We start from the raw sequence: 18,170 nt of genomic DNA, 5'->3' as shown, positions 1-18,170 counted from the left end.
CGGGACTGCTGACGGTTTGGTTGACTCGTCTTGTTTGGGTTTTCAGGCCGCGTGAGCGGCCGGTGTGTTGATTATCTCGAACTCGATGGGCGTGAGTCTTCCGAGGCGGCGTTGCCGGCGTCGACGGTGGTACGTGCGTTCGATCCAGGTAACCATCTCCAGCCGAAGTTCCTGCCTCGAATGCCATCGCTTCTTGTTCAGAACGTTCTTCTGCAGGAGTGAGAAGAACGACTCCATCGCGGCGTTGTCTGCGCATGCTCCGACGCGTCCCATCGACCCCGTGATCCCGCTCTGTCGGAGCAGCTCGACGAACTTCCGCGACCGGAACTGCGACCCTCGATCCGAGTGCAGCGTCGTTCCGGTGGGCTCACGGAGCGCGACTGCGTTGCGGAGCGCCGCGACTGCGAGTTCGGCCGTCATCCGTGAGTCGAGTGAGTAGCCCACGATCCGGTTCGAGTGCACGTCTTTGATCGCGCAGAGATACAGCTTCCCCTCGTCCGTCCATGCTCGGGCGGAATCGACGCGCCGTGGGCGGTCGACGCGGAAGGCCGCTCCCTTCCGACTCACTACGAAATCTCCGGCTCGACCCTCAACCAGATCGTCGACACGACCGGAGCGACCTTCCCCGTGGTCGCAGATCCCACCGTCAACTTCTACGGACCGTACATTCAGGTTCACCTGAACAGGCACGAGAGCCTCACAGCCATCTCTGGTTACGCTGCGTGCGCCGCGATCCTGGCCAAGTCGCCCGTTCCTTTCGCGAAAGCTCTGCAGATCGCGTGCGGCGCCGTCGCCGCAATCGGCACGGCTCAACTGGCAGCGGGCCAGTGCATCTCGATCCACTACGTCGTCGGCGTCGGTGGACCCGCCGGCGTATGGTGGCCTTGGATCAGAAACTGCTAGGAGAGACAGAACATGATTGGCGTAGCCGTTGCAGGTATAGCTCTTCTCATCGTTGGTGGGATTGTCGGGAGAGCCGGCCGGAAGCTAGGCACAGCCATCGCATGTGCACTCGTGTTGGCGTGGTTCGGCGTGCTGGGATGGTTTGCACTATCGGGGAACCTCGACGGACCCGCAGTGCAGATGCTCGCTCTCTACCTCGGAGTCGGGCTCGTGGCCTTCCTCATAGGTTCGAACCTCACCAGCCGCATCTCGCCGACCACAGAGTCCCGCGAGAGTAGCTAGCACGCTCCCAATGTGGGGTGGACTGCGCGAGCCGCGGTCCACCCCATACTTATGCCCTGGCGCATGGGAGCGTCGGCGAGGGCGGCAGTAAGCCGCGGGGCCGGCTGCGTCATGTTCACGCACGGTCACCTTCTGAGGAATCAACAGCGTTCCCCCAGACCCAGCAGCGGAAGGCGGTGTCGCCGGCTCGGAACTCGATTCCTGCGGCCGAGAGTGTGGAGCGGGCGAGCTTGGCGTCCACGCGGATGGCTTCTGGGCCGAAGCGGACCCACGCCCGGACCGCACGGTACGGCTGGGGGTAGATGGTGACCGGCTGCTCGCCTAGCGCAAGCTCGCGGTCAGTCAGCGACTGGAGGGGGCCGGATCGAGCTGCGGCGAGGATGGCGTGGTGCTGGGAGCGCATGTCGTAGTGGGCGGCTAGGCGCTTGCTCGTCCCCATGCCGACTCCCTTCTCCGGCCTGGATACAGGGTAGCAACATTCGAATCTATGTTCTATCCTGAAATCATGCGACCGGCGACCGAACACCTCCCTGCGACCCTATGGATGGTCGACGACATTCCGTCGCGCATGGTGTTCGCGGGACGCCGGTGGAGCGTGCCTGATACGCCCACGCGCCTGCGTCACTCGACCTGGTCGGCGTCGCCAGATCAGCATCATGGACTCTATGGCTGGCGCTTCCAGGGCACTGATGACGACAGTCAGTCACCGGTGTTCGACGTCTTCAAGGGCGAGGACAGCTGGCACGTCCACCGCAGCTACGACTAGAGAGGCGTGCAGCCGGTGCGACACCGACATCGGGAATAGAGGCCACCACTGCGCGGCGCGCCTTCACTCACGGTCAGGCTGGCGAGGAACGGGACACCTCAACGTGTGCGTATCGCGGACCTCGTTCGTCATCACTTAGGTCACGGCAATTCCGTCGAGGGCGGCGCGCCGTGCGCTCTCATCTTTCCAGCAAACCTGACCATGCCATCATCGGAAGATGAAGTCAGTGACGGAGTATGGCCTGCTGAAAACATTGTTGGAACAGCAGCCTTCTGTGTATCTGTACCACTACACCGGACCGGCCGGAGCAATCGGGATCCTAAAGTCGAAGAAGCTATGGGCCGGGCGCCCCGCAGACATGAACGACTCCACCGAGCAAGTTCTGGCACAGCAGTACGCCCAACAAGAGCTTCGCAGCCTGTCGGTACTGGAGGGATCGTTTGGGGAGGCGATGGTCGAGTACGCCCTTGAGCTACTTCAACGGCCAAACGAGTACTACCTGCGGCTGTCCCGGGTCTACACGGTATCCCTAACCTCCGAACGCGACTCGTTGGAACAGTGGCGCGCATATTGCCCCCGAAGCGGGGGAGTCGCGCTCGGCTTCAGGTCCGATCATCTGCGCAACGTCGCATCTGACCAGGGGTTCATTCTTGCGCCGTGTATCTACGATGAGGACGTACACGAGCGTATGGTCACACAAATTGTGGAGCATCACCTTCGCGTCTGGTCGGATCGCCGCAGCCTGGAGCTGCCAAGTCAGGGTCTCAGCTCACATCTGGTCCATGACTTCATCAACGATCTCGAGCGACTCGCACCCCTGATCAAGCATTCATCGTTCCGCGCAGAACGTGAGTGGCGGCTGATCTCACCCCATGTCTCCGAGGCGAGCACCGCTGGCTATGTGCACATCGCCGGGGAAACAGGCATTAGGCAGTTTCGTGAATTCAACCTCCTTACCGAGAACTATCCAACGATCCCCGACGGCGAGATCGACCCAAATGGGTTCCCAAGCGGGACAGGGCAGGGCCTTCACCCAGTCATCGGCCCGTCGCTTGACCCGCTAGCGATGGAGGAGGCGTTGCGCGCCCTAGCGCCCGAAGAATTCGGTTGGATGTACTCGGTGGGGCGAACGACCTCTCCGTATCGGTAGGCCGTTCGCGCGCAGCACTGGCGATGACGAGGCGGCCGGCCTTGCCGACGCAGGTCGCACGGATCCCGGAAGGGCGTCCGCACTGCCTGGCTTCGCACGGAACGAAGATCGGTGACGTTGCCGACCTCCCCGATGGGGTCGACTTGTTGGAGAAGCACCTCGCCAGCAAGTAGGCAAACTTCGCCCGCCGAGTGACATCAACCGCCTCGTCTCGCCAGACTTGACGAGACAAGGTGTCGAGATCACGCACGGGACGGCCTGCGAAACGCACGTACCGCCATCGCGGCAAGACAAGAAGTGTCACGGCAAAGACGACGCCGAATGCAGATAGTGGCCTTCCTGCGCGACTTTGAGTGTCACTCCATCGTGTTCCCGACATCAAGAGGTCGCCTGAATCACCCGCTGTGCTTTCCGCGCACGGGAGCGCGACAACGCCACCAGGGCCTTCGACGCCCGGCCGACGCCCACGCCCCAGGCGGATAATTGAAGGGACGGCCTCGAGCGCCCACGCCTCCGCACCGCGCGGCAGACCGCTCGGGCGCCAGGAAGAAGAAAAACATGAAAGCTCTGCGCTATGTCGAGATCGGCAAGCCTCCCGTCGTCGTCGACATCCCCATCCCGAAGCCCGGTCCGGGTCAGGTCCTGCTCAAGATCACGGCGGGCGGCGTCTGCCACTCCGACGACTACGTCATGGGCCTGCCCGAGAAGGACTACCTCGAGCAGAGCTATCCGCTGCCGCTGACGCTGGGCCACGAGGGCGCGGGCATCGTGCACGAGATCGGCGAGGGCGTCGACTCGACGCTGAAGGTCGGCGACGCCGTGGCGGTCTACGGGCCGTGGGGCTGCGGACGTTGCCACAACTGCTCACAGGGCATGGAGAACTACTGCACCAACGCCGCCGCCGAGGGCATCCGCCCTCCCGGCCTGGGCAGCCAGGGTTCGATGGCCGAGTACATGATTGTCGACGACGCCCGCCACCTGGTGCCGCTCGGCGACCTCGACCCGGTGCAGAACGTCTCACTGACCGACGCCGGCCTCACCCCGTATCACGCGATCAAGCGCTCGCTTCCGAAGCTCGGCGCCGGCACCTTCGCCGTGGTCATCGGCGCCGGCGGACTCGGTCACGTCGGCATCCAGATCCTGAAGGCGATCTCGGGCGCCACGGTCATCGCTCTCGACGTCAACGACACGAAGCTCGCGCTCGCGACAGAAGTCGGCGCAGACCACGTGCTGATCAGCGACGCATCCGCGGCCGACAAGATCCGCGAGATCACCGGCGGTCTGGGCGCGAACGCGGTGTTCGACTTCGTGGGCGCGAACCCGACGATGGCGCTGGCGCTGAGCGTCGCCGCTCTCGATTCGGACGTGACGATCGTCGGCATCGGCGGCGGAAGCATGTCCCTCGGCTTCGGCTCGATCGCGTACGACGCGGCCGTGCGCATCCCCTACTGGGGCTCGCGCTCGGAACTGATCGAGGTGCTCGATCTTGCACGCGCGGGGAAGATCCACGTGCAGACCGAGACCTACTCGCTCGACGACGGCCCGGAGGCCTACGAGGACCTCGCCGCGAACAGCATCCGCGGGCGCGCAGTCATCGTCCCGTAGACGGCGAACACGCAGATGGTGGCCGCTCCGACTCGCAGTCGGAGCGGCCACTGCTGTCTTCGCCGACCACCGGGGCCCTCACCCGTCGACGACGTCGATCCTGCCGAGCACGGGCCGCACCGGCACGGCGCCGGTCTCGACGGTCTCGATGTCGCGTCGCCCGGTGAGGCGAGCCACTGCATCGTCGAACTGCTCATCGAGCGCTCTCAGCGCCGTGGCCTCATCACCACGGGCGACGGCCTCGATGAGGGCCGCGTAGGTCGGCGATACGGATGCGGGAACGGTGTATCCCTCCTCCGCGCTGAAGCTGGCGATGCGGGTCTCGAGCGCCAGCGACACCATCGCGCGCGACAGTCGGGGGCTCGCCGCCGCGTCGACGAGACGCTGGTGGAAGACGATGTCAGCATCGCCGATGGCCATGGCCTCGGCCTTTTCGCTGGCCCGTTCGAGATCGGCCAGTGCAGACTCGAGATCGGAGATCGCGCTCGCGGAGCGCGTCTGTGCGAGGATCCGCACCGCTTCGCGTTCGACGGCACGGCGAGCCCGGTAGAGATCGGCGATGCCCTCGACCGGGATCACGCTCACCCTGAGGCCACGACCGGGCAGCGCCGTCAGCACCCCCTCCTGCACGAGTCGCTGCGCGGCTTCGCGCAGCGGGCCACGGCTCACGCCGAGCTGAGCGGCGATGTCGACCTCTCCGAGTTGGCTGCCCACTGACAGCGCGCCGGAGAAGATCGCCGAGCGGAGTTCGGCGGCGATCAGGTCGACGGTCGACGGCCGTGCCATGCGAAGGACCGAGCCGGGCAGCCCGGTCGGGGCAGGCGTGAGTGGCATGAGCGCTCCTGAGGGTCGATCGACGGTGACTCCATTCTGCCTCCCGACTCGCGCTCAGCACGCGTCGGGAGACCCTCACGATAACGAGTTTGTATAGATGTAGACAATCCGACAGTCTGAATGTGCACATCCGAGGGATTCGTCCTAACGTGGCCGACGGCCTGAACTCGACGGCAGCGTCGTCCGGCAGCACCGGACAGACCGCCCGACACCGAAAGAGGAAACGCATGACCTCCACCCGAACGCTTCTGCGCACCGGCGCGGCACTGTCCGCCGCCGCGCTCACCGTGGGCCTGGCCGCCTGCTCGTCCGACACCACCTCAGAGGGCGGCTCGACGCTCGAACAGCTGCAGGAGTCCGGCACGATCACCGTCGCGATCGCAGACGAACGCCCGTACTCCTGGGTCGAGGGCGGCGAGCCCACCGGGGCGACCATCGCGATGCACCGCGAGATCTTCTCGGGCATGGGCATCGACGACATCGAGGTGGTCGAGGTCGACTGGAACTCCCTCATCCCCGGACTCAAGGCCGGTCGCTTCGACGCGATCAGCGCCGGCATGTCGATCCTGCCGGAGCGCTGCGAAGAGGCCTCGTTCAGCGATCCCGAGATCATGTACACCACCGCGCTGATGGTGCCCGAGGGCAACCCGGCCGGCCTCACCGACCTCGATTCCGTCGTCGAGAACGGAGATGTCACCCTCGCTGTGCTCGGCGGCGGCATCGAGAGCGGCTACGCCGAGAAGCTCGGCATCTCGAACACGGTGTCGGTCGACAACGCCCAGTCCGGCATGGACCTCGTCGCCAACGGGCGCGCCGACGCCTTCGCGATGACGGCGATCTCGCTGAACTGGATGGCCGACAACAACCCGGATGCCGGGGTCGAGACGACCGACGCCTTCGTGCAGGAGATCGACGGGGTCGAGCAGATCGGCGCCGGTTCGACCGTGTTCCGCACGGGTGACACCGACCTGCTCGAGGCCTACAACGAGCAGCTCGCCACGATCACCGGCGACGAGCAGGCCTACCTCGACCTGGTCGGCGAGTACGGCTTCACCGCCGAGAACCTCCCGCCGTCCGACCTGACGACCGCGCAGCTGTGCGCGGGAGAGCTCGGCTGAGGCCACCGACGAATGGACAATCTGTCCGCGCTGTGGGCGGCTCTGCCCGCGATCGGCGACGGTGTGCTCATCACACTGCTGCTGACCGTGGGCGGAGCCCTGCTCGCCCTGATCGTCGCGGTGATCCTCGGTCTCTCGGCTCGTGCCGAGAACATCGTCATCCGCGGCGCCGCGCGCGTGATCATCGAGTTCTTCCGCGGCACCTCGCTGGTCGTGCAGCTCTTCTTCCTCTTCTTCGTGCTGCCGCAGCTGGGGTTCTCGATCTCCCCGATCGCCTGCGGCATCATCGGGCTCGGCCTGAACTACGGCGCCTATGGCGCCGAGGTCATCCGCGGCTCCATCAACTCGGTCGCCACCGGGCAATGGGAGGCCGCCACCGCGCTGAGCATGAGCCGAGTGCACCGCATGCGCAGGGTCATCTTCCCGCAGGCGTGGGCGCTCATGATCCCGTCGCTCACGAACCTGCTCATCCAGCTGCTCAAAGGCACCGCGATCGTCGGATTCATCACGCTCGTCGATCTGACGGTGGCGCTCGACCGACTCCGCATCCAGACCGACACCCTCTTCTACGGGATCGTGGGCCTGGTGCTCTACTTCGTGATCGCCTACGCGTTGACGCTGATCATGAACGCGCTGGAAGTGCGTGCGAAGCACAAGCTCGGCAGGGGTGAATCGCTGGCAGAGACCCTGCGGTTCCGCTCGCCCGTCACCCGAGGGGAGACCGCCGCATGAACGGCCCCGTCTGGAACTGGGACACCGCGTGGGAGGTCCTCCCACGCCTCCTCGAAGGCTTCTTCACCGTCACCCTCGTCGTGACGCTCGTCGGCAGCGCGATCGCCGCCGTGCTCGGTCTCGTGATCGCCGTGGTGCGTCGCAGTGCGCCTCGACCGATCGCCGCGATCGTCGGTTTCATCGTGAACTTCATCCGGATGACGCCGATCGTCGTCCAGCTGCTGTTCGCCTACTTCGCGCTGCTCGCGGTCGATCCGCTGATCATCGGCATCGGAGTGTTCGGCATCCACTACGCGACCTACATGGCCGAGGTGTATCGCTCCGGCATCGACGCGGTCCCCCGCGGACAGTGGGAGGCCACGACGGCACTGAGCATGTCGCGCGGGCGCACCTGGACCGCCGTCGTGCTGCCGCAGGCGATCAGGGCGACCGTCCCCTCGCTCGGCAACTACGTGATCTCGATGCTGAAGGACACCCCGTTCCTCATCGCGATCACGGTGGCCGACATGGTCAGCAACGCGCTCGAGTTCGGAGGCAACAGCTTCCGCTACCTCGAACCCATCACCCTCGCCGGCGTGATCTTCTTCCTCGCCAGCTACCCGGCATCCATCCTCGTCCGCAGATTGGAGAAGCGCCTTGCCTACGCCTCCTGAGAACACGCCTCCTGAGAACACCGCCCCCGGGGACACCGCTCCCGGGAACACCCGCCCTGCCATCCGATTCGACGGCGTGCACAAGCACTACGGCGATCACGTCGTGCTCGACGGGCTGACGTTCGACGTGCAGCGGGGCGACCGCGTCACACTGATCGGTCCGAGCGGATCGGGCAAGACCACGATCCTCCGCCTGGTCATGACGCTGGAGGAGGCCGACGGCGGATACATCTTCATCGACGGCGAGCCGCTGACGCACGTCGAACGCGGCGGCAAACGGGTGCCGCTGCGCGAGAAGCACCGCAACGAGGTGCGCAAGCGCATCGGCATGGTCTTCCAGCAGTTCAACCTGTTCCCCAACATGACCGTGATGGAGAACCTCATCGAGGCGCCCGTGCACGTGCTCGGCATGTCGAAGGACGCGGCGACCGCGAAGGCGTCGGATCTGCTGCAGAAGGTCGGGCTCTCCGACAAGGCCGACGCGCACCCGCTGCAGCTGTCGGGAGGGCAGCAGCAGCGCGTCGCGATCGCCCGCGCGCTGGCCATGGACCCTGAGATCCTGCTGCTCGACGAGGTCACGAGCGCGCTCGACCCGGAGATCGTCGGGGAGGTGCTCGGCGTGCTGCGCGATGTCGCTGAGACGACCGACATCACGATGCTCATCGTGACTCACGAGATGCAGTTCGCTCGCGACGTCTCGAACCGCGTGCTCATGTTCGACCAGGGCAGCATCGTCGAAGAGGCCGACCCCGAGACCATGTTCTCGTCGCCGCGCGAACAGCGCACACGGGACTTCCTCTCGGCGGTGCTGCACGACTGACGGCCCGGGTCAGATCTGGCCGGCGACCGCCACGATGTGACCGCCCTTGCGCTCGACCCGTCGCACGGACGACGGGTCGACGGCATCGCGCTCGAGCATCCGCCACGGCCGCGCCGAGATGTCGGCGCCGCCCGTCGCGCAGGCGAGTCGGGCCAGCGGGGAGAACGCGCGCCAGACGCCGTGCGGCGGCTGCATGTCGACGATGCACGCCCTCGCGCCGGGGCGCAGGCACGCGCGCGCTCGACGCCACGCCCCTTCGCGCTCGGTGATCACGCTGAGCGAGTAGGTGGCGAGCAGAGCGTCCGCACGGCCGTCGTCACCGCCGCGCAGCTCGGTCACGACCCGGGCCACAGCTTCGGGCCGGAGTTCGGCAGCATCCGCACGGATCAGGCGAACCCTGTCACCCCAGCCCTCTCGGTCGATCCGCCGCTGGGCCACGGCCAGCATCTCGGGGCTCCGATCTACGCCGATCACGATCCCTGACGGCGCCGTTGCCTCCAGGAGCAGCGCGAAGTTCAGCCCGGTGCCGCATCCGAGGTCGACGACGGCGTCGCCGGGGCTCAGGCTGAGCAGCGAGATCCCCGCCTGGCGTCCGGCACGATACACCGGGCGCTCACCGGAGAGCACGTCGTACCACCGCGCACCCACGCCGTAGCGCCGCATCAAGGCCGCCATCCGCCCTCCCCCTTCCGGGTCCACTCTAGGCTTCAGGAATGAGCACTCCTTCTCGCAGACCGGCGCGCGCACTGACCGCGCGCGACGCAGGCAGACGCGCGTGGGACCTGATCGTCATCGGAGCCGGCAGCGCCGGACTCGTCGGGTCGCGCACCGCGGCCGCGCTCGGTGCGCGCGTGCTGCTGATCGAAGCGCACCGGTTCGGAGGCGAATGCCTGCACACCGGCTGCGTGCCGTCGAAAGCGCTCATCGCGTCTGCCGCCGCCGCGCACGCCGCGCGCAGCAGCGCGGGGCTGGGCGTCACCACGGCCGAGGTTCGCGTCGACTTCCCCGCCGTCATGCAGCACGTGCACTCCGCGATCCATCGCATCGAGCCCGTCGACTCCCCCGAGACTCTCAACCGAGACGGCATCCACACGCTCGTCGGACGCGCGCGGTTCGATGGCCCTCGGTCCGTCGTGGTCGACGGCGAGCGCATCGAGTTCCGCGACGCGCTGATCGCCGCGGGAAGCACGCCGGTGCGCACGTCCGTCGAGGGCGAGGCGGCGATCGACGTGCTCACGAACGAGACGTTCTGGGATCTGAAGGAACTGCCCGCTCGGCTGCTGGTGCGGGGCGGTGGCGCCATCGGCTGCGAGATCGCCCAGGCGATGGCACGGCTGGGCAGCGAGGTGACGCTGATCCACCGGGGTGATCGGCTGCTGCCGAAGGAGGATGCCGCAGCGAGCGCCGTGGTGCTCGGCGCCCTCCGCGCAGACGGCGTCGACGTGCGCCTCGGCACGACCGTGCGCTCGTTCGATTCCGCCGGATCCGCCGATGCGCCTTCGCCGTCGGGCACCGCCCAGCTGAGCGACGGCACGCAGGTCGCCTTCGACAGTGCGTTGGCCGCACTGGGGCGTCGCGTCGAGTCCGCGGACCTCGGACTGTCAGCAGCCGGCGTGCGCCTCGATCGCCGAGGAGCCGTCGACGTCGATGCCTCGCTGCGCACGTCGAATCCGCGCATCCGCGCCGCCGGCGACGTCACCCCGCTGCCGCGGTTCACGCACACGGCGGGCATGTACGGCAGCGTCGCCGCGACGAACGCCGTGCTCGGGCTCTCCCGCAAGATCGACGTCGACGTCGTGCCCCGCATCACGTTCACCTCGCCCGAGGTCGCGGCCGTCGGCGTCTCGCCCGCCGATGCGTCCGCGCGCGGGATGCGAGTGGTCGTGCAGCATCACTCGCACCTCGATCGGGCGATCGCCGACGCACACACCGACGGCTTCACGAGCGTGGTCGTCGACCGACGGGGCCACGTCACCGGCGCCGTCATCGTCGGGCCGAGGGCCGGAGAGTCGCTCGCCGAGTACACGGTGGCGGTGAAGACCCGGATGGCCGTGCGCACTCTCGCGACGACGATGCACGCGTACCCGAGCTACTCCGACGCCGGGTGGAACGCTGTCGTGAGGGAGGCGCAGCGCGGCCTCCGCGGCGGGGCGGTCGGATTCGCGATCGGACTCCTGGCCCGCATCCATCGCCGCAGGCGCTGAGCCGGCACGTCTGCTCAGCGCAGGCTGCGGTAGCCGACGACGATGCGCTGCACGGCGCTCACGGCGACGAAGAGCGCCCAGACGAGCGCGATCTGCCATGCCCAGAAGGGCAGGATGAGCCACAGGGCATGCACGGCGATGGTCTCGGTGCCCTCGGCGATCCGCCCGAGGAACGAGAGCGATCGCCCATCGTCGATCGTCCGCCCGGTGCGCTCGGCGATCGACGAGAAGGCGAGGAAGGCCGTGCCGTTCACGTAGTAGACGAGAAGCACGACGAGGAACGGCCACCAGGGAGCCCCGAACTGCGACGTGGCGCCGAAGGCGACGCCGACGACCGTCGCGCCGTAGACGACGAAGTCGGCGGTGATGTCGAGAAACCCGCCTGCGTGAGACGGCGCCGACTCCCTGCCCTGCGACTCCGCCTCTCGTCGCCGGCGCCGGCGCCGGGCGAGGGTGCCGTCGAGACCGTCGGCGATCCGCGAGACGAGCCAGAGCACGAGAGCCACCCACCACAGCTGGAACCCGGCCGTGACGGCGGATGCGACGCCGAGCACGAGTCCGAGCACCGTCAGCCGGTCGGGAGTGATCCCCGGGCGGTCGAGGGCGGCGGCCGTCGCCTCGAGCGGTCGGGCGAGCACCGCCCGCAGCGAACGATCAAGCATCGTGGCCACCTTCTACCCTCTGCGCCGACGACGAGCGGTCGCCGTCGCGACGCCGCAGGATCGCGGCCGTCACGACACCGCCGAGGATGAGCACGCCCAGCACGGCGACCGCGATCCAGAAGGGCGGCCCGAGCTCGAGCCCGAACGCGCCCAGCGCCACATACGCGGCGGATCCGGGCAGGATGCCGATCGCCGTGCCCAGCGCGTAGTCGCGTCGCCGCACCGCCGTCAGCCCCGCTCCGTAGTTGATGAGCGTGAACGGGATGATCGGCACCAGCCGGGCGCCGAGGACGGCGAGGAATCCGCGGTGCGCGAGGGCGGCGTCGAGGCGCGCGACCCGAGCCCCGGTGAGCCGCTCGACGGCCTCTCTGCCGAGCGCGCGACCGATCACGAACGACGCGGCGGCGCCCAGCAGGGCCCCGACGTAGACGAGCGCCAGAGCGAGCCAGAACCCCCACACGAGACCGGCGGCGATCGTGAGCAGATTCTTGGGGACGGGCGTCAGCGTGAGGGCGGCGTACCCGACGATGAAGAGCAGCGCGCCACCCGGTCCGAGGCCGGCCGCCCAGTCGCGCACCGCCTCGAGATCCGTCGGCGCGAGGAAATACCCAACCGTTCCGACGAGGGCGACGAACAGAAGGAGAAGCACGAGGCGGACGATCGCCGACCGCTTCGAGGGGGTGTCTCTGACACGCGAATCACCAGCGTCCACAGCATCCTCCCCGACTCCTATACCCTAGCCCGGCGCGATATGCCGATACACCGATTCCGAAGCGAGGAACCCCTGATGAGCAGCATCGCACGCCGACCTCGGAGAACAGCGGCCCTCGCTCTCGCCGTGCCGCTGATCGCCCTCACGGCCTGCGCGGCACCCGAGAGCAGCGCGTCGACGACCTATGGCGACTGGAATGCCGTGCTCGCGGACGCCGAGGGCCAGACCGTGCAGCTGTGGATGTACGGGGGCGACGACCAGGGCAACGCCTACATCGACGACATCCTCGCTCCGGCCGTGGCGGAATACGGAGTGACGCTCGAGCGTGTGCCCGTGACCGACACGGGGGATGCGCTGAACCGCGTCTTCACCGAGCTCCAGGCCGGCCGCGCCGACGGCACGGTCGACCTGATCTGGGTCAACGGCGACAACTTCCGCACCGGCAAAGAGGCCGATGCCTGGCTCTGCGGCTGGACCGACCTGCTGCCGTCGATGGCTGCCACCGACCCCGACGACCCGCTGCTCGAGACGGACTTCGGCACGCCCGTCGACGGCTGCGAGGCCCCGTGGCACAAGGCGCAGTTCACGCTCGCCTACAACGCAGAGGCGATCCCCGACCCGCCGACGACGCTCGCCGGAGTGCTCGACTGGGCCGAGGCCAACCCCGGGCGCTTCACCTACCCCGCCCCACCCGACTTCACCGGCTCAGTGTTCGTGCGCGAGGTGCTGGCGAGCGTCTCGGGCGGCGCTGACGAGGTGCCTGCCGCGTACTCGGACGAGGCGTTCGACGAGCTGAGCCCTGCTCTGTACGACCGCCTGAGCGAACTCGCGCCCAGCCTGTGGCGCGGTGGGGACACGTATCCGGCGAACGAAGCCGAGCTCGGCCAGCTCTTCGCCGACCGCCAGATCGACATCACGATGACCTACGGCCCCGCGACGCTCACCGACCTCGTCGCCGACGGGGCCTACCCGCCGGAGACCACCGTGCTGCCCCTCGAAGACGGCACGGTGGGCAACGCGAGCTTCCTCGGCCTGCCTGCCAACTCGGACTCGATCGCGGGGGCCATGGTCGTCGCGAACGTCGCTCTCTCAGTCGAACAACAGGTCGCGAAGGCCCAGCCCGATGTGTGGGGCCAGTTCACGGTCCTCGACATCGAGAGCCTGTCGGACGACGACCGCGCCCTGTTCGATGCCCTCCCGACGTCGCCGGTCGTGCCCGGGTACGAGGTGCTCTCCGAGAACGCGCACGGCGAGCTGGCTGCCGAGTGGGTCCCCGCCCTCGACGAGGGCTGGCGCACCGGCGTGCTCGACCGATGAGCTTCGCGCCGGTGGCGCGCCGTCGAGGGAGCGCCCGTCAGCTCCTCCGCGGCACGCTGCTGGTGCTCCCCGCCGCCCTCGTGACGCTGATCGTCGTGGGCGGCGGCATCGGCGCCACCCTGCTCCAGGCTCTCGGTCTCATGCCGATCGCGGGTCCTGTGACCCCCGGCATCGACGCCTTCCTCGCGCACCCGCGCGACCTCGCCGCCGCCACGGGGGTGTCGATCGCCGTCGCCGCGGCGTCGACCGCGATCGCCGTCGCCGTCGGCACGGCCGCTGCGGTCGTCATCGCGTCCGGTCGCGTGGGCAGTCGCCTGCTCGCCGCCCTCGGAGCGACGACCGTCACCGTGCCGCATCTCATCGGCGCCGCGACCATCGGGCTGCTGCTCTCCGATGCCGGAGTGCTGCCCCGCCTGCTGGGGATTCCGCCCGAGTCGTGGGCCCCCTGGGTGGGCGGCCCCCTGTGGGGTGCGGTGATCGCCGAGTTCGCCTGGAAGGAGTCCGCCTTCGTCGCGCTCGTCGTCACGGGCACCCTCGCCACCCGGATCGCGACCTACGACGAGGCGGCCGCGCTGCTCGGCGCCGGCCGGTGGCGCCGCTTCCGCCATGTGCTGCTGCCCCTGACCGCACCGACCATCGTCATCTGCGCCGCGATCAGCTTCGTCTATGCGCTCGGATCGTACGAGGTGGCGTGGCTGCTCGGCCGCACCTACCCCGAGCCCCTGCCCGTGCTCGCCGTGCGACTGTTCCAGGGCGTCTCGCTGGCATCACGTCCCGAGGCGGCCGCCGTCGCGCTCGTGACGTGCGCGATCTCACTCGCCGTCGTGGCCCTCACCTTCGCGGCGCTCCGGCGCTCGGCCGTCTGGCGGTGACCGGATGCCGTCGCCATCCCTGCCGGTGCAGAGCTCGCCCACCCGTACCAGCATCCTCACCAGACCGCGAGGCCTCGGTCGCGTCGTCCGCGTGGCGCTGACAGTCCTGCTGGTGGCCTGGTTCGCGCTGCCGTTCCTCCCTCTGGTGCTCTGGTCGTTCGCCGACGCCTGGTCGTTTCCGTCTCCCCTGCCCACGGCATGGGGCGTGCGCGGCGTCGAGGATGCTCTGGGCTTCGGTCTGCTGCCCGGACTCGGCCGCTCGGTGCTCCTCGGCCTCGCGGTCGCCGCGATCGCCACGCCGTTCGGCGCCCTCGCCGCGCGGGCCCTGACATTCGGGGCGGTGCCGTTCCCCCGAACCGTGTCGGCACTGCTGCTCGCACCCATCGCCCTGCCGCCGTTCGCCGCCGTGCTCGGCGTCAATGTGCTGCTGCTGCGCGCCTACGTGCCTCCGATCGTCGGCGTGGCCCTCGTGCTCGTCGTGCTCGCTCTGCCGTACACGACCTTCGTGATGCGCGCGGCCTACGGCGCCTACGACCTGTCGTACGAGGAGGAGGCGCGGCTGCTCGGCGCCTCGCGCGCCCAGGTGCTGCGACGCGTGCACCTGCCGATGATCGCTCCGGCGCTCGCTCGCGCCGCGTTCCTCGCCTTCCTCGTCGCCTGGAGCGACTACATCGTGACGGTGATCGTCGGCGGTGGAGAGGTGGTCACGCTTCCGCTGATCGTCGCAGGCGCAGCCGCCGGGCTCGGCAACGACTCCGCGGTCGCCGTCATGTCGCTCGGAGCCGTCATTCCCCCGGTGCTGCTGCTCGTCGCCGTGCTGACGCTGCGCGGCTCGGCTCGGTCGGCCTCGAAGGGGCGTCGCCGGTCGACTGCGACGCCGAGCGCCGACGAAGCCCTCGTCTCACCCTCTGCCCACCCCACGACCACAGGAGCATCCGCGTGAGCGCCGACCTCGTCCTCGACGGACTCGACAAGAGATTCCCGGGCTCGCCCACACCGGCTCTGCACGCCTTCTCGCTCACCGTGGCCGCCGGCACGTGCACGGCCGTGCTCGGGCCCAGCGGATCGGGCAAGAGCACCCTGCTGCGGATCATCGCCGGGCTGGAGGAGCCGGATGCCGGAGCCGTGCGCATCGGCGGGAGGGATGTCGCAGGTGTCGCGGCCGAGCGCCGCGGGGTCGGCATGGTCTTCCAGCGCTCGCTGCTCTTCCCGCACCTCACCGTGCTCGACAACGTCGCATTCTCCGACCGGGTGTCCGGCACGAGCCGCCGTGCCGCCAGGTCACGCGCCGAGGAGTACCTCGAGATGGTGCAGCTGCGAGGGTTCGGCGACCGACGGGTCGGCGAGCTGTCGGGCGGCCAGGAGCAGCGGGTCGCGATCGCTCGCGCCCTCGCTGCCGAGCCTGCCGTCCTCCTGCTGGACGAGCCGTTCAGCGCGCTCGACCCTGCCCTCCGCAGCGATATGCACGACCTGCTCGACGCGGTGCGGACGGCGGTCTCACCCACGATCGTGCTGGTGACGCACGACCGAGACGAAGCGGCCAGGGCATCCGACCGCATCGCGCTGCTCGAGCACGGCGTGCTGCTGCACGAGGGCACCGTTCTCGAGGCCTATCGCCGTCCGCAGAACCTGCGCGCGGCGCAGATCATGGGGGGCCGCAACGAGATCCCCGGCGAGGTGCGCGACGGTGTCCATCACAGCGCGCTCGGCTCGGTGCCGGTGCCGCCCGAGACGCCCGACGGCCCCGGCATCCTCGTGATCCGGCACGAGGACGTGGCCGTGCTCGACGACGGTGCCGGATCGACGGATGCTGCCGCGATCGCGGGGGTCGTGGAGTCGACGCGCGTGGCCGGTGCTCGATCCGAGATCGTCGTCCGCTGCGGAGACGCCCGGGTGCACGCCGAATCCCCGCCGACGCAGCGGTGTCAGATCGGAGACCGCGTGCGGCTGGAGCTGCCGGTCTCAGCCGTGCACGTCGTCGCCGCCTGATCAGTGAGCGGCGGCTCGGGACGTGCCCGTCGCGCGGACGCCCGTGAGCCCCGAGGGCCGTGAGACGACCTGCGGCTCGGCGCCGTCACGGACCGAGGGGATCGGCAGCAGACGCCGCAGCTCGATGTTCTCGATCGGGTCGAGAACCGAGTGCTGCACGCAGGCCGGCACCAGGCGTCCGTCCTCCGGGTGCGCCATCGCATACATGCACGAGCCGAGGCGCTCCTGAGTCTCCTTGAGCAGCGGGTCGTCGGCGACGATGCCCTGCTCCATGAGCTTCCACGCAGGGTCGACCTGCTCGGCATCCATGAAGTTGTGCACCACGAAGGTCTTGAACGAGACCTTGCCGCGGCGAGCCTCGCGCAGCACCCGCCTCAGTCCACCGGCTCGGCGGAGCACGCGGCGGGCGAGGCCGATGAGCGGAGGGATGTCACCCGGGTGACCGGCGATCGCACGGACGACCTTCACCACGAGCACCGGCTTCGAGATGCCGCCGAAGATCATGCCGCCGAAGTGATCGAGGAACCGGTCGCGCGCCGCGATGTCCTTGGGGTCGTCGGGGTCGAGCAGCGCCGCGAAGCCGCCGCCGACTCGCACGCCGACCGTCGACCGGTTGCACCGCGGGTCGCCGAACTGCGTCGCCTGCCAGGGCAGCTTGTGCCCCGCACCCGCCTCGATCCGCTCCCAGACCGCGTCGATCGTGACCTCGCCGAAGTCCTCCCTCCACCGCCGGTCGTCGCCGATGAACGCGGCCGGCTGGAAGGACATCATGTCGAACGGCATCTCGAGCACGTCACGGGTGACCTGCTCGACCTCGTCGACGTTCGACGGCGTCACGGTCATGTTGTGCGCGAGGTAGCTGTCGACACCGTGGTCGCGCTTGAGGTCGATGAACATCTGCGCGAACTTCTCGCGGAACGGGTTCAGTTCGGCCTCGCTGTGCGGACGCACCGCGCCCTTGCGCCCCCGCATGAGCGAGTCGAAGTGTGCGGCGAACGACACCTTGTCGAACCTCGGCTTGCCCTCTTCATCGAGCACCACGTCGAGCAGGTAGTCGTACTCGAAGTCCCCGTGGGTCATCGACATCGGCTCGCGGCCGACGGCGCGCATCGCGAGGAGAGCCTGGGCGTGATCCTCAGCGGACAGCAGACTGACCTCGCCGCCGATCAGCTGCGCGTGGGCCCGCGGGCCACGGATCTGACGCAGGTAGGACATCTGACGCGCGACGTTGTCGACCGTGTGGTCGCCGTCGATGCGCACCTTGTTGGCGTCAGCCGAGTGGTAGCAGGGCGAGCACGTGAGGTTGCACTTGGGGAAGACGCCGTGCGTTCCCTCGCATCCGACCGCACATCGACCGAGCAGCTGGTTCGGCGTCTTCGCGTGCTCGGGCAGCTCCGACCAGCGGATGGCAAGAGCCCGACGTGTCTCCGGATGGATCGGGCGCGTCTCGAGTTCGATCCGCGTGAGCGTCTGCGCGAGTCCCATGGCTTCCTCCCGACCTCGGCGAGCGTCCGCACCGTCGACGGGCTCGATGTCCGAGGGTTGTTCGAC

The 18,170-nt window shown here is 68.5% G+C and carries 19 protein-coding genes and 1 pseudogene; 13 read left to right on the top strand and 7 right to left on the bottom strand.

The window, feature by feature from the left end:
- Positions 1–42 precede the first annotated feature (42 nt).
- Positions 43–546 (bottom strand): annotated as a pseudogene (locus tag ACIOU8_RS12985) (IS3 family transposase); the annotation flags it as partial.
- 369 nt (positions 547–915) lie between these two features.
- Between ACIOU8_RS12985 and ACIOU8_RS12980 the strand changes: the two are divergent.
- Positions 916–1,185, top strand: a complete 270-nt coding sequence (locus ACIOU8_RS12980) for a hypothetical protein (protein ID WP_400790113.1) — start codon at positions 916–918, stop codon at positions 1,183–1,185.
- Between the two features lie 115 nt (positions 1,186–1,300).
- Here the strand turns inward: ACIOU8_RS12980 and ACIOU8_RS12975 are convergent, their stop codons facing one another.
- Positions 1,301–1,624, bottom strand: coding sequence for a hypothetical protein (locus tag ACIOU8_RS12975; protein ID WP_400790110.1), 324 nt, complete (start codon positions 1,622–1,624; stop codon positions 1,301–1,303).
- A 66-nt stretch (positions 1,625–1,690) separates the two neighbouring features.
- On the opposite strand from ACIOU8_RS12975, the gene ACIOU8_RS12970 reads away from it, so the two are divergent.
- From ACIOU8_RS12970 to ACIOU8_RS12960, 3 genes are all read left to right on the top strand, one after another.
- Complete coding sequence (locus ACIOU8_RS12970; RefSeq protein ID WP_400790108.1) at positions 1,691–1,951, top strand: hypothetical protein; 261 nt, start codon at positions 1,691–1,693, stop codon at positions 1,949–1,951.
- 217 nt (positions 1,952–2,168) lie between these two features.
- Positions 2,169–3,101 (top strand): DUF2971 domain-containing protein, encoded by a 933-nt coding sequence (locus tag ACIOU8_RS12965; protein WP_400790106.1) that lies wholly within the window; start codon positions 2,169–2,171, stop codon positions 3,099–3,101.
- Positions 3,102–3,659: 558 nt separating this feature from the next.
- Positions 3,660–4,706, top strand: coding sequence for an NAD(P)-dependent alcohol dehydrogenase (locus ACIOU8_RS12960; RefSeq protein ID WP_400790104.1), 1,047 nt, complete (start codon positions 3,660–3,662; stop codon positions 4,704–4,706).
- A 78-nt stretch (positions 4,707–4,784) separates the two neighbouring features.
- On the opposite strand, the gene ACIOU8_RS12955 is transcribed toward ACIOU8_RS12960, so the two are convergent.
- Positions 4,785–5,540 carry a GntR family transcriptional regulator gene (locus tag ACIOU8_RS12955; protein WP_400790102.1) on the bottom strand — a complete coding sequence of 252 codons (756 nt, stop codon included), beginning with the start codon at positions 5,538–5,540 and terminating at the stop codon, positions 4,785–4,787.
- Between the two features lie 227 nt (positions 5,541–5,767).
- Here ACIOU8_RS12955 and ehuB point away from each other — a divergent pair, with 227 nt between their 5' ends.
- From ehuB to ehuA, 4 genes are all read left to right on the top strand, one after another.
- A complete protein-coding gene (gene ehuB, locus ACIOU8_RS12950) occupies positions 5,768–6,658 on the top strand; it encodes an ectoine/hydroxyectoine ABC transporter substrate-binding protein EhuB (RefSeq protein WP_400790100.1) in 891 nt (296 codons plus the stop codon).
- A gap of 12 nt (positions 6,659–6,670) precedes the next feature.
- Positions 6,671–7,390, top strand: coding sequence for an amino acid ABC transporter permease (locus ACIOU8_RS12945; RefSeq protein ID WP_400790097.1), 720 nt, complete (start codon positions 6,671–6,673; stop codon positions 7,388–7,390).
- The gene (gene ehuD, locus ACIOU8_RS12940) at positions 7,387–8,043 is read left to right on the top strand and encodes an ectoine/hydroxyectoine ABC transporter permease subunit EhuD (RefSeq protein WP_400790094.1); all 657 of its coding nucleotides are present in this window, start codon (positions 7,387–7,389) and stop codon (positions 8,041–8,043) included. The genes ACIOU8_RS12945 and ehuD overlap by 4 nt, the downstream gene beginning before the upstream one ends.
- 61 nt (positions 8,044–8,104) lie before the next feature.
- A complete protein-coding gene (ehuA, locus tag ACIOU8_RS12935; protein ID WP_400790128.1) occupies positions 8,105–8,863 on the top strand; it encodes an ectoine/hydroxyectoine ABC transporter ATP-binding protein EhuA in 759 nt (252 codons plus the stop codon).
- A gap of 9 nt (positions 8,864–8,872) precedes the next feature.
- On the opposite strand, the gene ACIOU8_RS12930 is transcribed toward ehuA, so the two are convergent.
- Positions 8,873–9,538, bottom strand: a complete 666-nt coding sequence (locus tag ACIOU8_RS12930) for a class I SAM-dependent methyltransferase (protein WP_400790090.1) — start codon at positions 9,536–9,538, stop codon at positions 8,873–8,875.
- Between the two features lie 38 nt (positions 9,539–9,576).
- Between ACIOU8_RS12930 and ACIOU8_RS12925 the strand changes: the two genes are divergently transcribed.
- Positions 9,577–11,067, top strand: coding sequence for a dihydrolipoyl dehydrogenase family protein (locus tag ACIOU8_RS12925; protein WP_400790088.1), 1,491 nt, complete (start codon positions 9,577–9,579; stop codon positions 11,065–11,067).
- Between the two features lie 14 nt (positions 11,068–11,081).
- Here the strand turns inward: ACIOU8_RS12925 and ACIOU8_RS12920 are convergent, their stop codons facing one another.
- Positions 11,082–11,729 (bottom strand): CDP-alcohol phosphatidyltransferase family protein, encoded by a 648-nt coding sequence (locus tag ACIOU8_RS12920; RefSeq protein ID WP_400790086.1) that lies wholly within the window; start codon positions 11,727–11,729, stop codon positions 11,082–11,084.
- Complete coding sequence (locus ACIOU8_RS12915; RefSeq protein WP_400790083.1) at positions 11,722–12,378, bottom strand: TVP38/TMEM64 family protein; 657 nt, start codon at positions 12,376–12,378, stop codon at positions 11,722–11,724. The genes ACIOU8_RS12920 and ACIOU8_RS12915 overlap by 8 nt, the downstream gene beginning before the upstream one ends.
- Before the next feature lie 138 nt (positions 12,379–12,516).
- On the opposite strand from ACIOU8_RS12915, the gene ACIOU8_RS12910 reads away from it, so the two are divergent.
- From ACIOU8_RS12910 to ACIOU8_RS12895, 4 genes are read left to right on the top strand one after another with little or no spacing between them, the layout of a single operon-like run.
- A complete protein-coding gene (locus ACIOU8_RS12910; protein ID WP_400790081.1) occupies positions 12,517–13,758 on the top strand; it encodes an ABC transporter substrate-binding protein in 1,242 nt (413 codons plus the stop codon).
- Complete coding sequence (locus ACIOU8_RS12905; protein ID WP_400790078.1) at positions 13,755–14,630, top strand: ABC transporter permease; 876 nt, start codon at positions 13,755–13,757, stop codon at positions 14,628–14,630. Before ACIOU8_RS12910 ends, ACIOU8_RS12905 begins: the two co-directional genes overlap by 4 nt.
- Positions 14,631–14,634: 4 nt before the next feature.
- A complete protein-coding gene (locus ACIOU8_RS12900; RefSeq protein ID WP_400790075.1) occupies positions 14,635–15,573 on the top strand; it encodes an ABC transporter permease in 939 nt (312 codons plus the stop codon).
- A complete protein-coding gene (locus ACIOU8_RS12895) occupies positions 15,570–16,619 on the top strand; it encodes an ABC transporter ATP-binding protein (RefSeq protein WP_400790072.1) in 1,050 nt (349 codons plus the stop codon). Before ACIOU8_RS12900 ends, ACIOU8_RS12895 begins: the two co-directional genes overlap by 4 nt.
- Here ACIOU8_RS12895 and ACIOU8_RS12890 read toward each other — a convergent pair whose 3' ends face one another.
- The gene (locus ACIOU8_RS12890; RefSeq protein WP_400790070.1) at positions 16,620–18,104 is read right to left on the bottom strand and encodes a hypothetical protein; all 1,485 of its coding nucleotides are present in this window, start codon (positions 18,102–18,104) and stop codon (positions 16,620–16,622) included. It lies immediately after the preceding gene.
- Positions 18,105–18,170: the final 66 nt, after the last annotated feature.

This window comes from Microbacterium sp. NPDC087589, assembly GCF_044743635.1.
In the GTDB taxonomy this organism is placed as follows: domain Bacteria; phylum Actinomycetota; class Actinomycetes; order Actinomycetales; family Microbacteriaceae; genus Microbacterium.
Note: the sequence above shows the minus strand (reverse complement) of the source record. Positions and strands in the feature narration are given on the sequence as shown.

Coding starts and splice junctions, on each gene's coding strand:
- ACIOU8_RS12980 (WP_400790113.1), top strand. CDS start 916: ATGATTGGCGTAGCCGTTGCAGGTATAGCTCTTCTCATCGTTGGTGGG.
- ACIOU8_RS12975 (WP_400790110.1), bottom strand. CDS start 1,624: ATGGGGACGAGCAAGCGCCTAGCCGCCCACTACGACATGCGCTCCCAG.
- ACIOU8_RS12970 (WP_400790108.1), top strand. CDS start 1,691: ATGCGACCGGCGACCGAACACCTCCCTGCGACCCTATGGATGGTCGAC.
- ACIOU8_RS12965 (WP_400790106.1), top strand. CDS start 2,169: ATGAAGTCAGTGACGGAGTATGGCCTGCTGAAAACATTGTTGGAACAG.
- ACIOU8_RS12960 (WP_400790104.1), top strand. CDS start 3,660: ATGAAAGCTCTGCGCTATGTCGAGATCGGCAAGCCTCCCGTCGTCGTC.
- ACIOU8_RS12955 (WP_400790102.1), bottom strand. CDS start 5,540: ATGCCACTCACGCCTGCCCCGACCGGGCTGCCCGGCTCGGTCCTTCGC.
- ehuB (WP_400790100.1), top strand. CDS start 5,768: ATGACCTCCACCCGAACGCTTCTGCGCACCGGCGCGGCACTGTCCGCC.
- ACIOU8_RS12945 (WP_400790097.1), top strand. CDS start 6,671: ATGGACAATCTGTCCGCGCTGTGGGCGGCTCTGCCCGCGATCGGCGAC.
- ehuD (WP_400790094.1), top strand. CDS start 7,387: ATGAACGGCCCCGTCTGGAACTGGGACACCGCGTGGGAGGTCCTCCCA.
- ACIOU8_RS12930 (WP_400790090.1), bottom strand. CDS start 9,538: ATGGCGGCCTTGATGCGGCGCTACGGCGTGGGTGCGCGGTGGTACGAC.
- ACIOU8_RS12925 (WP_400790088.1), top strand. CDS start 9,577: ATGAGCACTCCTTCTCGCAGACCGGCGCGCGCACTGACCGCGCGCGAC.
- ACIOU8_RS12920 (WP_400790086.1), bottom strand. CDS start 11,729: ATGCTTGATCGTTCGCTGCGGGCGGTGCTCGCCCGACCGCTCGAGGCG.
- ACIOU8_RS12910 (WP_400790081.1), top strand. CDS start 12,517: ATGAGCAGCATCGCACGCCGACCTCGGAGAACAGCGGCCCTCGCTCTC.
- ACIOU8_RS12905 (WP_400790078.1), top strand. CDS start 13,755: ATGAGCTTCGCGCCGGTGGCGCGCCGTCGAGGGAGCGCCCGTCAGCTC.
- ACIOU8_RS12900 (WP_400790075.1), top strand. CDS start 14,635: ATGCCGTCGCCATCCCTGCCGGTGCAGAGCTCGCCCACCCGTACCAGC.
- ACIOU8_RS12890 (WP_400790070.1), bottom strand. CDS start 18,104: ATGGGACTCGCGCAGACGCTCACGCGGATCGAACTCGAGACGCGCCCG.